The organism is Candidatus Enterococcus testudinis, from assembly GCF_002140915.1.
Lineage (GTDB): Bacteria > Bacillota > Bacilli > Lactobacillales > Enterococcaceae > Enterococcus_D > Enterococcus_D testudinis.
This window is the reverse complement of the sequence record NZ_NGKU01000001.1, coordinates 2,990,832-3,005,657: the sequence shown is the minus strand read 5'-3', so window position 1 is coordinate 3,005,657 and position 14,826 is coordinate 2,990,832. Positions and strand designations below refer to the sequence as shown.

12 protein-coding genes and 2 pseudogenes are annotated in these 14,826 nt (G+C 42.7%); 13 read left to right on the top strand and 1 reads right to left on the bottom strand.

The annotated features are described in order from the left end of the window. Nucleotides 1-3: 3 nt before the first annotated feature. The 3 genes and pseudogenes from A5886_RS14630 to A5886_RS14620 all read left to right on the top strand — a co-directional run bounded on the left by A5886_RS14630 (nt 4) and on the right by A5886_RS14620 (nt 3,463). Entirely contained in the window at nt 4-1,452 is a 1,449-nt protein-coding gene (locus A5886_RS14630) for a glycoside hydrolase family 32 protein (RefSeq protein WP_086275803.1), read from the top strand. Nucleotides 1,453-1,459: 7 nt separating this feature from the next. Then, on the top strand, nt 1,460-2,329 hold the full coding sequence (locus A5886_RS14625) for an ROK family protein (protein ID WP_086275802.1): 870 nt from the start codon (nt 1,460-1,462) through the stop codon (nt 2,327-2,329). A 24-nt stretch (nt 2,330-2,353) separates the two neighbouring features. Further along, nucleotides 2,354-3,463, top strand: a pseudogene (locus tag A5886_RS14620) (ABC transporter ATP-binding protein). Nucleotides 3,464-3,528: 65 nt separating this feature from the next. Here the strand turns inward: A5886_RS14620 and A5886_RS14610 are convergent. Further along, nucleotides 3,529-4,005 (bottom strand): annotated as a pseudogene (locus A5886_RS14610) (recombinase family protein). 782 nt (nt 4,006-4,787) lie between these two features. On the opposite strand from A5886_RS14610, the gene A5886_RS14605 reads away from it, so the two are divergent. From A5886_RS14605 to A5886_RS14560, 10 genes are all read left to right on the top strand, one after another. Further along, nucleotides 4,788-5,120, top strand: a complete 333-nt coding sequence (locus tag A5886_RS14605; protein ID WP_022797073.1) for a hypothetical protein — start codon at nt 4,788-4,790, stop codon at nt 5,118-5,120. Further along, on the top strand, nt 5,098-7,059 hold the full coding sequence (locus A5886_RS14600) for a V-type ATP synthase subunit I (RefSeq protein WP_086275800.1): 1,962 nt from the start codon (nt 5,098-5,100) through the stop codon (nt 7,057-7,059). Before A5886_RS14605 ends, A5886_RS14600 begins: the two co-directional genes overlap by 23 nt. Next, nucleotides 7,056-7,526, top strand: a complete 471-nt coding sequence (locus tag A5886_RS14595; RefSeq protein WP_005225567.1) for a V-type ATP synthase subunit K — start codon at nt 7,056-7,058, stop codon at nt 7,524-7,526. The genes A5886_RS14600 and A5886_RS14595 overlap by 4 nt, the downstream gene beginning before the upstream one ends. Nucleotides 7,527-7,539: 13 nt before the next feature. After that, complete coding sequence (locus A5886_RS14590; RefSeq protein ID WP_086275799.1) at nt 7,540-8,124, top strand: hypothetical protein; 585 nt, start codon at nt 7,540-7,542, stop codon at nt 8,122-8,124. Between the two features lie 3 nt (nt 8,125-8,127). After that, nucleotides 8,128-9,114, top strand: coding sequence for a V-type ATPase subunit (locus tag A5886_RS14585; protein ID WP_054115303.1), 987 nt, complete (start codon nt 8,128-8,130; stop codon nt 9,112-9,114). Beyond that, nucleotides 9,104-9,412 carry a V-type ATP synthase subunit F gene (locus A5886_RS14580; RefSeq protein ID WP_054115302.1) on the top strand — a complete coding sequence of 103 codons (309 nt, stop codon included), beginning with the start codon at nt 9,104-9,106 and terminating at the stop codon, nt 9,410-9,412. The genes A5886_RS14585 and A5886_RS14580 overlap by 11 nt, the downstream gene beginning before the upstream one ends. A 15-nt stretch (nt 9,413-9,427) precedes the next feature. Then, complete coding sequence (locus A5886_RS14575; protein ID WP_022797079.1) at nt 9,428-11,215, top strand: V-type ATP synthase subunit A; 1,788 nt, start codon at nt 9,428-9,430, stop codon at nt 11,213-11,215. Then, complete coding sequence (locus A5886_RS14570) at nt 11,199-12,596, top strand: V-type ATP synthase subunit B (protein WP_054115301.1); 1,398 nt, start codon at nt 11,199-11,201, stop codon at nt 12,594-12,596. The genes A5886_RS14575 and A5886_RS14570 overlap by 17 nt, the downstream gene beginning before the upstream one ends. Further along, nucleotides 12,577-13,206 carry a V-type ATP synthase subunit D gene (locus A5886_RS14565; RefSeq protein ID WP_022797081.1) on the top strand — a complete coding sequence of 210 codons (630 nt, stop codon included), beginning with the start codon at nt 12,577-12,579 and terminating at the stop codon, nt 13,204-13,206. Before A5886_RS14570 ends, A5886_RS14565 begins: the two co-directional genes overlap by 20 nt. Before the next feature lie 83 nt (nt 13,207-13,289). Beyond that, nucleotides 13,290-14,660, top strand: a complete 1,371-nt coding sequence (locus tag A5886_RS14560; RefSeq protein WP_179190053.1) for a TrkH family potassium uptake protein — start codon at nt 13,290-13,292, stop codon at nt 14,658-14,660. Nucleotides 14,661-14,826 lie beyond the last annotated feature (166 nt).

Genomic DNA, 14,826 nt, shown 5'->3' with positions numbered 1-14,826 from the left:
CTTATGGAGAACAAAGCAAATCAATATATCGAAACCAATAGAGCGTTGGCCGTGAGAAGCTCTCACCAGCCGATCCTCCACTTCACACCGTCATTAGGATGGATGAATGATCCAAATGGACTGATTTTCTTCAAAGGAGAATATCATCTGTTTTATCAATACCACCCCTACCAAACAAAATGGCATCAAATGTATTGGGGCCACGCGGTAAGCCACGATCTAATCACTTGGCAGGAGCTGCCGATTGCTTTGGCACCTTCTGAGGTATACGAAGATAGCACGGAAGGCGGGTGCTTTTCGGGAACAGCGATAGAACACGAAGGCACGCTTTATCTATTCTATACAGCCGTAGCGAAAAATGCGGCAGGGCAATTGGTCCAAAAGCAATGCGTCGCAATGAGCGAAGACGGCAGGCTTTTTTCAAAATACGAAAACAACCCCATCCTTCAAAACGATTCTCTCGGAAAGGAGAATCCTCATTTTAGAGATCCTAAAGTGTGGCAAAAAGATCATACCTTCTACATGCTTGTCGGTGTTAGTCAAGATAACGTTGGGAAGTTGGTTCTCTACCGATCAGAGAATCTTTTAGAGTGGACACTGATGGGGGTCGCCTTTGAAGAACCCAATGCGTGGATGCTGGAATGTCCAGATTTTTACGAATTAGATGGCAAGGACGTATTGACCTTTTCACCAGTAGGAATAAAAGGTGAATATTCGAGTTATCTGATTGGTCGCCTGGATTACGAAAAGGGGCGATTCCAAGTAGAATCGAGGGGCATTCTTGATTATGGCGTTGATTTTTATGCGCCTCAGACCTTTCTAACACCAGAGGGGGAACGGTATGTTATCGGCTGGCAAAACGGTTGGGAATGGATGTATGAGTGGAACGGATTCGGTGAATTAACAGAAAATAGCTGGTGTGGTGCGATGAGCATACCAAGAAAAGTCATACGAAAAGGCGATCGGCTGCACGCTTTATTATCAAAGGAAATCTCGCAATTGAAAGCGGCAGAGACGGTCATTTATGATACACAAACCGATGGATACCAAAAGTCCGTTTCCACGATTCAAAAGCCTACGCTCATTGAATTGTCGCTGGAAGCAGGAGAAACACCGATAACGCTGGTGTTTAAGGATAAACGAACAGGACAGACAGACACGTTCACCATTGAGGAACACCTACTTTACCATTCTGAGGGGAATCCTTTGGGAAGAAAGGATATCACGCTGCCGCTTTCCAGCAGAAGCAAGACCCTCAAGATTCTGCTAGATCTATATGCTATAGAAGTCTTTGATGAGGACGAAGGAACGGTGTTAAGCGTAAATAGCTTTTTCGAAGGCACGCTAGCTCGCGACTTTTCCTTCAGCTGCAGCGAAAAAGGGCGGCTCAAACAGGTGGTAGTAACAGAACTGAATGGAAAACAATTGATCAAGAGATCTGTGAAGGGATAGATGAAAAATGTTTGGAAGTATCGAAGCAGGAGGAACGAAATTTGTCTGTGCAGTAGCAACGGATAACTTAGAGATCGTGAAGCGGGACAGCTTCCCCACCACGAAGCCTGAAGAAACCATGAAAGCTGTCCTCGAATTTTTCTCGCCATATAAAGAAACGCTGAAAGGAATAGGTATCGGTTCATTCGGTCCCATTGATATTCAGTATGAATCGCCAACTTATGGCTACATCACTTCTACACCAAAATTGGACTGGCAGCAGTTTGACTTTGTGGGAACAGTGAAGAAGGCTTTTCCTATACCGGTTTCTTGGACCACTGACGTGAACGCGGCCGCTTATGGAGAATCTGTTTTTGGGAATGGAAAGGGACGATCAAGCATCGTTTATTATACGATCGGAACCGGCATCGGGGGCGGCGCACTGCAATACGGCCGCTTTATCGAAGGCTTCAGCCATCCAGAAATGGGGCATATGCTGGTGAACCGACATTCAGCGGACACATACGAAGGAAATTGTCCGTTCCACAAAAATTGCTTAGAGGGCATGGCCTCTGGTCCAGCGATCGAAAAGCGAGCTGGGAAAAAGGGACAGGATTTGAGTGAAAAAGATGTGCAATGGGAGCTGGAAGCCTATTACCTTGCGCAATGTGCCTACAATACGACACTAATGCTTTCACCTGATGTCATTATTTTTGGTGGAGGTGTCATGAAGCAACGCCAACTGTTAGAGAAAATGAAGTCAGCCTTTAAAGAACTGTTGAAGGATTACGTGGAGGTACCAGAACTAGATCAATACCTTGTGCTTCCGAAATTAGGAGACAACGCGGGAACGTACGGGTGTCTGGCATTAGCAAAAGAGCAGCAGCTGCATTCTTGATAGGAAAGAAATGGGTGAACACATATGACAGAACTAAGTTTAAAACATATTCATAAGAAATACGACAATGCAGAAACGTATTCAGTGACTGATTTTGATTTAGAGATCAAGGACAAAGAATTTATTGTATTTGTTGGTCCATCAGGTTGCGGGAAATCCACAACCTTGCGCATGATCGCCGGGTTAGAAGATATCTCGGAGGGAGATTTTACGATTGATGGTCAGCGGATGAATGATGTAGTTCCCAAAGACCGAGACATCGCCATGGTTTTTCAGAATTATGCGCTTTACCCCCATATGACCGTTTTTGATAACATGGCGTTTGGCTTAAAGCTTCGTAAATACGATAAAAGTGAAACCGCGAAACGAGTCGAAAACGCTGCCGAAATATTAGGTCTTTCAGACTATTTGTATCGAAAACCAGCGGCGCTATCCGGTGGACAAAGATAGCGTGTTGCTCTTGGAAGAGCGATTGTCCGTGACGCACGAGTATTTTTGATGGATGAGCCATTGTCGAATTTGGATGCTAAGTTGAGAGTCTCGATGCGTGCCGAGATCGCCAAATTGCATCAACGGTTAGAGACGACAACGATTTACGTGACCCATGACCAGACCGAAGCAATGACCATGGCCGACCGGATCGTCATCATGAAAGACGGCGTGATCCAGCAAGTCGGTTCACCGCAAGAAGTCTATAACACGCCCGTGAATATTTTCGTGGCAGGCTTTATTGGTTCGCCAACAATGAACTTCTTTCACGTAACATTGAAAGATGGGGTGCTGACGAATCATCATGGCTTAAAGTTGCGGATACCTGATGGGAAGAATAAAGTATTAAAAGAAAAAGGCTATGAAGGAAAAGAAGTGATATTTGGGATTCGTCCAGAAGACATCCATGGCGAGCAAATTGCTCTTGATGCCGCACCTCAATCAACAGTCCGTGCTCAAGTAGTTGTTTCAGAATTATTAGGAGCAGAAACAATGCTTAATTCTGTTATCGGTGATACTGAATTCGTTGCCAAAGTGGATGCGAGAAACTTCCATGAACCGGGATCCTCTGTAGATTTGGCATTTGATTTGAATAAAGGGAATTTTTTCGATAAAGAAACAGAGTTAGTTATAAAATTACCTTAATGGGGGTACAAGGAACATAGAAACGAAAATGCACGACAGAAAAGCGAATGAATGTAGTATGAAATCTACAAATCATTCGCCTTCTTTATTATATATATGGTTGGTTGAGAGAGTCCATTTTCTTTGGCAATCTCTGTAACTGGAACTCCTTGCTTTAACATGTCTACCACCGTTTTATTAACTAATCGTCTTTGCGGATCTTTTCACGCTCATTTTGTACAATATAACTCAGTAGTGATAAAAACATGTCAAACATAGCTGTGTCCAGGAGTTCATTTCCAGTGTTGAAATCCAAAAACTGTGCGACCAGTATTTTTAATGCTACTTTAAAAGCAACTGTATTTTTACGTCTTCATAATCTCTGCCTAAACGGTTCAATGATGCAACGATGACACAATCACATTTGCGAATATAAGTTAGTATTTTTGAAACTCAGGTCGCTGGGTATCTTTACCGCAGGCTTTTTCTTGGAATAATTTCTCAATATGAAACTGAGAACAATTTCCCTGACCATTTTCCAAAGAAACGATTTTATGGACCAAATAAAAATGTTGGTTTTTCTGGCGACGATGATAGGCCAAGCGAGTAAGAGCGAAAGTGACACAATCAGATTCTGTCACATTCGATAAAATTGCTCTATCCTTAGAGGCTCTAAGAGAAAATCTTTTTTCTTTTAGCGATTTTTTTCTATAGCTTTTTTAAATGTGACTTATCATCTGTTATAGTCGTATTAAGTAACATTTGTGAGGTGGCTAAACCGGAAAATATGGGCAATGAAATTAGATGCTTTTTAGTATGTATAAAATAACTACGGTCTAATAAAACGCCAATAAATCCTATAGCTAATATATTTTTTCTGCAATGTGTCCCATCGCAATCGCAGGTTGGCGATTGATTTCTCAGAGATTCACACATCTTTTTCTGATCATCCGATAAGACAATGGTTATATAATCGGTCGTCTCCAATTCTTTCGAATCTTTTGAAAGAATAATTTAGGGGTAAAGAATGTTAATATATAGAGTTTAGAGTAAATGTTGCCGCTGATTGGCGAAGTGCAGAGTGGTCTAGTGATGAGAGATGAAAATAATTGCACTTATCTATTGATGATTGGGATTATTTTTGTTACAATATATATTGTATCAAAAAATTGAAGACACAAAGGTTGAGCATTTCGGTGTTTCAAGGATCAGGTTTGCCAAGGGGTGAGGCGAACATTCTTGGAGGAATGCTGGCCTTTTTTTGTTATAAGCATACTTCTTCGCGAGGTATGCTTTTTTGTTTGTTTTTCAGTTGAATATACACATGATTATAGGAGGGGAATTAATGAGAGAAGCTTTGACTCGTTTACGAGAAGCAGAAGAAGCCAATGAACAGCAATTGATCGCTTTGAAAAAAGCGCTACAATTGGAAGAAGCGCAGCAACAACAAGAATTGCAAAAACGGGCTGCCGCTTTGGAAGAGGCACTTGCACAAGAACAAGTCGCAGTCGAAGAGCAGTTACACCAGTCGCTGGAAGCACAAAAGCAACGGCTGGCAGAAGAAAATCAACAAGTTTTAGATCGTTACCAAAAAAATATGCAAAGCTTCCAAGAGCAAGCGATTCAACAGATCGTTGAAGGAGTGATCGGGACTTATGGCAGTAACCAAACTAAATAAATTAACGTTGATCACCCCGAAACGCTACCAAGAAAGTTTGTTGACGAAGTTGCAAGCGATGCAGTTTGTTGAAATCGAGAATGTATTTGAGAAAGAAGCCAACGAAACTTGGTTGCAGGAATTTTTTGCAGGTACAACGCCAGAAAGTACTTCTCATCAGACACTGATTCGTCGTCTACAAGAAGCAATCCGCTTTATTCGTCAAACTGGCGATGCGAAAAAAAGCACGGAGTGGCGGCGGGCTGCCTTGCGGCTGTCGGACTTTGAAACAAGCTTCGATGAAGCAGCAGCTTTAACAGAACTAGGTCAAGTTGAGAATTTGCAGGAGCGCTGGTTAGAGACGATTGAAGCGATCGAAGCAGCGACTCAGGCAGAAGATTGGGCGACACAGTGGCAAAATCTTGACGTGCCACTAGAAATTGAAGCAACTACACATACGTGTTTTTTTGCAGGTAGTGTTGAAGAACCACGCTGGGAAGATCTAGCTGAAGCTTTGCGTCAATTGGAAGATGTTCATATAGAAGTCATCTATTCTGATCAGAAGAAAGTTAATTTCAGCTGTCTTTTTTTAGCAACGACCGAGGCGCAAGTTTTCCAATTGTTTCACCGTTTTGGGGTGAAGAAAGAAACTGGCCTAACATCAGAATCACCAAAAGTGGTTTTGCAAAACGCGAAACAAGCGTTGACTTCCTTGACGCAGCAGCGCAAAGAACTGATTACAGAAATCAGTCAGCACAAACAACGGCTGATCCTGTTGCAGCAAGCGGAAGAACTGTTTTTGACTCGTGAGAATCGTGCAATGATGCAACAACGTCTAGCGGCAGGTCAGACATTTTCGCTCTTGCGCGGGTGGATTGCAGAAAAGGATCAACCGTTAGTGGCAGAAATGGTCCAAGAATCCTTTGCCAATGAGATTTACTATTCATTTGAAGAACCAACGGCAGACGAGATTGCTGCCAATCAAGTACCAACGAAGTTAAAAAATGCTTCATTTATACAACCCTTTGAAATGCTGACGGAAATGTATAGTTTGCCGAAATACGATGAAATTGATCCAACCCCTTGGATGACGCCTTTCTATTATGTTTTCTTTGGGATGATGGTGGCTGATTTAGGTTATGGTGCATTGATGGCTGTAGCGACAACGATTGGGCTGTATGCCTTACGTTTGCCAAAAGGAACCAAACGATTTCTGAAATTGTTCCAGATATTGTCTGTACCAACCATGATTTGGGGTGCAATCTACGGCTCGTTTTTTGGTGCTACATTGCCTTTCCAGCTTTTATCGCCCGCCGAAGATTTTATGGCAATCTTTGGTCTATCGATGATTTTTGGTGGCATCCAACTGTTTACAGGTCTTTATTTGGCGGCTAAGGAAAACATCCGCAAAAAGGATCTTTTAGGTGCAGTAAACGAAGGCTTTGCGTGGCTAGGACTTTTGAGTGGTCTGCTAGTGGCAGCCGCAGGCAATCTTTTGATTGATGTCCCTGCATTAACCACTGTCGGCTTGATTTTAGCGGGCTTTAGTGCCTTATTGATTATCGTGGTACCGATTCTTAAAGGGAAAACCAAAGTGGGCGGCTTCTTTCTAGGGTTGTACGACTTGTACGGTGTGACGAGTTACATCGGTGACTTTGTCAGCTACAGTCGCTTGATGGCCTTAGGGATCTCCGGTGGGAGTATTGCAGCAGCCTTCAACTTATTGGTGGGCTATTTGCCGCCAGCTGCTCGTTTTTCAGTGGGTATTCTCTTATTGCTTGTACTGCAAGCATTGAATATCTTTTTATCGTTACTGAGTGCATATGTGCATGCCGCTCGTTTACAATATGTAGAATTTTTCGGCAAATTTTTCACTGGTGGTGGACGTCAATTTGAAACCTTTACGCCAAGTGAGAAATATGTTGATTTTGACAAAGAAAATGGAGGAGACAATAAATGATTGATTACTTGATTAACAATAATGGTGGTATGGTGTTTGCAATTATCGGAATGGGGATTGCGACGATCTTTTCTGGGATTGGTTCAGCCAAAGGTGTGGGCCAAACTGGTGAAGCAGCGGCAGCTTTAACGACGAATCAGCCTGAGAAGTTTGGACAAGCTTTGATTTTACAATTGCTTCCTGGGACACAAGGTCTATACGGATTCGTTATTGCGTTTATGATTTATGGCAGCTTAAGTGGTGAAATGTCGACAGTGACTGGTATGGCTTATTTGATGGCATCACTGCCAGTTGCTTTTACTGGTTTATTCTCAGGAATGGCCCAAGGAAAGGTCGCTGCAGCTGGGATTCAAATTTTAGCGAAAAAACCAGAGCATTTCTTTAAAGGCGTGATGTTCTCAGTAATGGTTGAGATGTATGCCATCTTAGGCTTTGTTATTTCTTTCTTACTTTTAGGAACGATTTAAAGGGGGCGAAGGTATGGATGCAATCGACAAAATGATTGCTGAACTAGACCAAGAAGCGCAGATAAAACGGGAACGTTTGGCTGCCGCTGAACGTGCTAGGATCAGTGAAACCATGGCACGTGACTGGGCGAAGAAAGAGTCGGACTTGCAGCTTCGTGCCCAGCAAGCAAAAAAGCAAGTCGAAAAAAATTATCAGCAAGCCCTGAATCGCCAATCAAGTGCCGCCAAGCAGCAAAAAATGGTGAAGCAAAATGAATATCTGACACAACTTTTTGAGCAAGCTTATCAACAAATGATTGGTTGGACACCAGAAGAGCTCCAGACATTTGTTGAAAATGTGCTGGAGCGGCTGCCAATCAGTGGCACGTTGACCTTTCATGCGGGTCTAGATCAAGCAGCCCACTTAGATGATACTTGGGTCGAGGCTTGTCAGTCCGACTTGCCGTATCAAATCAAGGTAGGAACACCATTGTCAGAAGCTGGATTTTTGGTGGATGACAATGGTATTCAATACAACTTTACTTATCGTGTGTTACTTGAAGAATACAAGAAAGAATCCCGTGAACGGTGGTTACAGATCATACAAAAAGGAGGTTGATCCATGAGGAACTATCATCAATTGAATCCCATCATTCGGCTGAAAGAAATGACTTTACTGAAGCCGCAAGAAGTGGAACAAATGATTACGGCAAAAAACTTTGCTGTGGTCGAAACGGTGCTGCAGCAGACCCATTATCAACGCTATTTGCATCCATATTTTCACGAACAATTCGAAATATCACTTGATGAAGAATTGTTAAAGACAATCAAAGAATTGATCGAGCTGGTTCCCAATCAAGAAATCCTCCGATTGTATATGATGCCTTTTACTTTCCACAATCTGAAAGTCTTGACCAAAGAGTCAGTGACTGGAAAGGATTATGCGCATCTACTGGTTGAAGACGGTTTTTACACGATCGACGAATGCCGGACCGCCATCAAAACAGGCATATCAGAAGTATTGCCTGAGAAAATCGTGACTACAATTCAAGAGGTTCGGGAATACTTGGAAGGCGGCGCTGTGTTGCAAGGCATCGATATCATATACGATCGCCGGTATTTGCATGAACAACGGCGATTGGCAGACAAAATCAATATACCTGAACTACAAGAAGCCGTCATTAAGATGATCGATTTAACCAATATAACCATCGCCGCTCGCTGTCTGAGCCAAAAGCGATCCTGCAGTTTTATGAAGGCGGTCTTGGTGAGTGTCGGCAGTATCCCGAAAGAAGAATTTTTAGCGTTTGCGGATGCGTCCTATAGCGACTTTATAACGTTCTTATTAGAAAGTGAGTATCAGGAAGTGATGCGGCCAATCATTCATGAACAAGTGATCGACTTCGCTGGCTTGGCGCTTTTACAAGACAACTTGATTACAGAAAGCTTTGCATCAGCCCAAATAGATGCTTTAGGACCACTACCTTTACTCGCATTTTTGAATGCTAAGATTTTGGAACTGCAAAATCTGCGTATCTTGCTGGTAGGCAAACGCAGCGGCTTTACGGAAGGACAAATCAGAGAAAGGATGCGGCGCTATGACGCATAAAATCGGTGTGATCGGCGAGAAAGAATCCGTCATTCCTTTTCAATTATTTGGGTTCCAAGTTTGTTATGCCTCGGAAGAAAAAGAAGTCAAGCAGGCACTGGCAAAATTAATGAAGAGTAGTACGATTATCTATCTGACTGAAAAATGTGCAGAGATGATTCCCGATGAATTAGCAAAGGTCCAACAAAAAATGACACCTGCGATCATCTTGATTCCTGATTACGATGGTTCCCGAGGAATCGGCAGACGGATGATTCAAGATAATGTTGAAAAAGCGGTCGGACAAAACATACTATAGAGAGGAGCCGATGTTGTGGAAAAAGGAACAATTATTAAAGTATCAGGTCCATTGGTTTTAGCCAAAAATATGGGTCATGCAAGTTTAGAAGATATCTGTTATGTAGGAGATTTAGGCGTGGTCGGTGAAATCATCGAAATGCGCGGCGACGTCGCTTCGATCCAAGTCTACGAAGAAACTTCAGGGATTGGTCCCGGAGAACCAGTCGAAACCACTGGTGAACCGCTATCCGTGGAATTGGCTCCCGGAATTATGTCTCAAATGTTTGATGGGATCCAACGCCCTTTGGAAACCTTTATGGATGTTACCAAAAGTAACTTCTTGACTCGCGGGGTGCAATTGCCTGCGTTGAATCATGAGAAAAAGTGGTCTTTTGTACCGATGGTCGAAGTGGGTGCAGCGGTTAGTACCGGAATGGTTATCGGAACTGTGCAAGAAACACCACTGATCGATCACAAAATTATGGTTCCTCATGGCGTTTCAGGAACAGTCAAAGCTGTTTATGCAGGGGAATATACGATTGATGAAGTGATTTATGTCTTAGATACGACTAAAGGAGAACGTTCATTTACGATGCTACAAAAATGGCCGGTTCGTCATAGCCGTCCAGTGAAGCAAAAACTGAATCCAATCGAACCGATGATTACAGGACAGCGCGTGATTGACACGTTCTTTCCAATCGCTAAAGGCGGGGCTTCAGCCGTTCCGGGTCCTTTTGGTGCGGGAAAGACCGTTGTTCAGCATCAAATTGCCAAGTGGGCGGATGTCGACTTGGTTGTCTATGTTGGCTGTGGGGAACGCGGCAATGAAATGACAGATGTAATGAACGAATTTCCAGAGTTGATCGATCCTCGCAGTGGTGAATCTTTAATGGCTAGAACCGTTTTGATTGCCAATACATCAAATATGCCAGTAGCCGCTCGGGAAGCGTCGATTTATACGGGGATTACCATTGCAGAGTACTTCCGTGACATGGGCTATTCAGTGGCGATCATGGCGGATTCAACCTCACGTTGGGCGGAAGCACTGCGAGAAATGTCTGGTCGTTTGGAGGAAATGCCTGGGGATGAAGGATATCCGGCTTATTTAGGTAGCCGTTTGGCAGAGTATTATGAACGTTCTGGGAAAGCGATTTGCTTAGGTTCTGATCAAGAAGGCAGTATTACTGCAATCAGCGCCGTGTCACCATCTGGTGGGGACATTTCGGAACCAGTTACTCAAAATACTTTACGGGTCGTTAAAGTATTTTGGGGCTTAGATGCCACATTAGCGCAAAAACGTCATTTTCCATCAATCGATTGGTTGAAGAGTTATTCTTTATATGAAAACGAACTTGGCGCCTTTTTGGATCAGCAAATGCAAGTGGATTGGTCCAAACAAGTAACAGAAGCCATGCGGATGCTACAAAAAGAATCTGAGTTGTCAGAGATCGTTCGTCTTGTCGGTATCGACGCTTTATCAGAAAAAGATCAATTATTGCTGGAAACGACCAAGTCCTTGAGAGAAGATTTCTTACAGCAAAATGCTTTTGACGATGTCGATACGTTTACCTCTCGTGAAAAGCAGTTCAAAATGCTAGAAACGATCTTATTGCTCCACAAAGAAGCCGAAGATGCGTTAACACTAGGCGCGTATCTTTCAGAAGTCTACTCAGGAATTGAAGAACTACGAGACAAAGTTGCACGCATGAAGTATTTGCCTGAAGGTGAATTTGCCAAAATTTCTGCTTTGCATCAAGAAATCAAAGCAACGATAAAAGAAATTTTACAGAAAGGAGACCGTACTGATGATCAAGGAATATAAAACGATTGGAGAAGTCGTCGGTCCATTGATGGCCGTCGATCGTGTCTCTGGTGTCAAATACGAAGAGTTGATCGAAGTCCGCATGCAAAACGGAGACATGCGACAAGGCCAAGTGCTTGAGATTCAAGAAGACAAAGCATTAGTCCAAATTTTTGAAGGGACTGGAGGGATTAACTTGCGCGAATCAGCGGTCCGCTTTTTGGGGCATCCTTTGGAATTAGGCGTTTCAGAGCAAATGATTGGGCGCGTCTTTGACGGTTTAGGACGGGTCAAAGACGGTGGAGTAGAGATCGTTCCCGAAAAATTTATGGATATCAACGGCGAAGTCATTAATCCAGCAGCCCGAGATTACCCTGATGAATTTATTCAAACGGGGATTTCATCAATTGACCATTTGAACACATTGGTTCGGGGACAAAAACTACCAATTTTTTCAGGTTCTGGTTTGCCTCATAAAGAATTGGCCTCTCAAATTGCCCGTCAAGCACAAGTGCTAAACTCGGAAGATGAATTTGCTGTTGTATTTGCCGGCATTGGGATTACCTTTGAAGAAGCAGAATATTTTATGGAAGATTTTCGGCAAACTGGCGCCATCGACCATTCTGTTGTCTTTATGAATCTAGCAAATGATCCAGCGATCGAGCGGATCGCTACCCCACGAATGGCATTGACGGCAGCTGAATACTTGGCCTATGAAAAGGATATGCATGTCTTGGTGATCATGACGGATATGACCAACTATTGTGAAGCTTTACGGGAGATCTCTTCTGCACGCCGTGAAGTACCGGGACGTCGTGGGTATCCAGGGTATCTCTACACGAATTTGTCAACGTTATATGAGCGTGCCGGACGAATTCGCGGCTTGAAAGGTTCAGTGACGCAGTTGCCGATTCTGACTATGCCAGAAGATGACAAAACGCATCCAATTCCTGATTTAACAGGCTATATCACTGAAGGACAAATCATCTTGTCTCGGGATTTATATAAAAATGGCATTCAACCGCCAATCGATGTCTTGTCATCGCTGTCACGCTTAAAAGATAAAGGGACAGGCGAAGGCAAAACACGTAAAGACCATGCTGCAACGATGAACCAGTTGTTTTCTGCATATGCGCAAGGACAGCAATCCAAGGAATTAGCAGTTGTTTTAGGCGAATCGGCCTTGTCAGACGTTGATAAAATCTATGCTAAATTTGCAGAACGCTTCGAAATTGAATACTTGAATCAAGGATATCGAACCAACCGCTCCATTATCGAAACCTTGGAATTGGGCTGGGAATTATTGGCGATGTTGCCAAAAGTCGAACTGAAGCGAATCAGTGATGCGTTACTGGCGGAATATTTACCGGAAGAGGAGAATAATGGCGCAAAAAAACGTTAATCCAACCCGCATGGAGCTGTCGCGCCTCAGTAAACAATTGGCGACAGCTAAACGCGGCCATAAATTATTAAAAGATAAACAAGATGAACTCATGCGTCAATTTATTGAATTAATCAAAAAAAATGATCATTTACGTAAAAATGTGGAAGAGCAGTTGCAACATGCCATGAAGGCATTTCGCTTGGCCAATGCCACAATCAATGAAAAATACATTGAAGAAATGTTTATTTTACCTGCAACTGAAGTCTCCCTTGAATTATCAACGAAAAATATCATGAGTGTAGAAGTACCGGTCATGCATTTTGACTATGATGATGCTGTGATGCAAGCGCCGATCGAATACGGATTTTTGAATTCCAATGTTCCTTTAGATAACGCTGTCGCCCGTTTTACAGACGTTATGCCCAAGCTGTTGGCTCTAACAGAAATCGAAAAAACCTGTCAATTGATGGCAGGGGAAATCGAACGAACCCGCAGGCGGGTCAATGCGTTAGAATATTTGACGATCCCTGAATTAGAAGAGGCCATATATGGGATCAAAATGCGGTTAGAAGAAAACGAACGAGCGAATGTAACAAGAATGATCAAAGTGAAGAATAAATCAAAATAAAATGGTATGATAAGAGAAAAACGAAAGCAAAAGACTTGGATTACTAAGACATTCGTTTTTGAAAAAGGTCAAAGGAAATGAGAATGAAAAAAAGAGATCGTTTGAAAAAAAAGTTGGCACATCAACACTTTTTAATTCCACAAATCGTCTCACTAGTGTTTCTCTTACTGATATTGGCAGGGACAGGCTTACTGATGTTGCCTACGGTCACCAAAAGTGGTGCAGGTACCAACTTTTTAGATGCTCTGTTTACTGCTACTTCAGCTATTTGTGTGACGGGTCTTTCTACCTTAACGGTGGCGGATCATTATAATATCTGGGGCCAAGGCATTTTGTTGATATTGATTGAAATTGGTGGAATCGGCTTCATGTCGATTCCCGTCTTCTTTTACATTTTGGCAAGAAAAAGAGTCCATCTTAGTACGCGGATGATTTTGCGAGAATCCTTGAATCTAGATCGTATGTCCGGTGAAATCCATTTAGCATGGTACATTATCCGGATCGCCTTTTTGATTCAAGTTAGTGGGGCTGTATTGCTGGCTTTTGCTTTTGTTCCTCGTTTTGGTTGGCGCCAGGGTCTCTGGTATAGTGTTTTTCATGCGATTTCGGCCTTTTGTAATGCTGGTTTTGATTTGTTTGGCAACAGTATGGTCGGATTTCAGAATGAACCGTTTGTGCTAGGGGTCATCAGTTTCTTGATTATCGCCGGCGGTCTCGGTTTTCTCGTTTGGTTCGATCTCCTGCATAGGGCATCCAAAAAACGTTCCTTACATAGCCGCTTGGCATGGATCACAATGATCGTTTTGATTGTTCTTGGAACGGTAGGCTTCTTTTTGACCGAAAAAAATTCACAGTTGATCACTGGTGATTCTGTCATTGAACGCTTTTTTCAATATTTGTTCTTAGCGGTCACCCCAAGAACAGCTGGCTTTTTCAGTATTGATTACGGACAAATGAGTCAAGCCAGTTTGATGCTGACGATGATGTTAATGTATATCGGCGGAACCTCCGGATCAACTGCTGGGGGATTGAAGACAACGACATTTGCAGTCTTGATCATCAAGGTCCGTAGCTTGTTAAAAGGACGCAGCCAAGCTGAGATTTTTGGCCGAACAATTAAAGAATCTGCCGTTTCGCGAGCTTTTACTTTGTTTTTTCTAACTTTGTCGTTATGTTTCATATCTATTTTCCTGTTATCGATTACTGAAAATATGCCGCAAAACCCGACATTCGGTTTGCAATATATTGCCTTTGAGGTCTTTTCAGCTTTTGGGACTGTGGGCTTGACGATGGGACTTACGCCCTATTTATCGGTTTTCGGCAAGCTATTGATCATTCTTTTGATGTTCATTGGTCGTGTGGGAATCATGACAGTTGCTTTTTCATTGATGAAAAAAGCCAACCAGCGAGAAGTTGGATACAAATTTCCTGAAGAGCGAGTGATGATTGGTTAAGCTAGACGTATTCTGTTAAAACAGTTGCGTATTTCAAAAGAGGATGATTTTTTTTCTGAGTAAATCATAGGAGTGAATATCTATTTTTATGTAAACGAAAGGGGCTGTTGATACAGCCCCTTTGTACTTTATGTGTGTTTTTCTCACACTAAGTAACACAGAATCA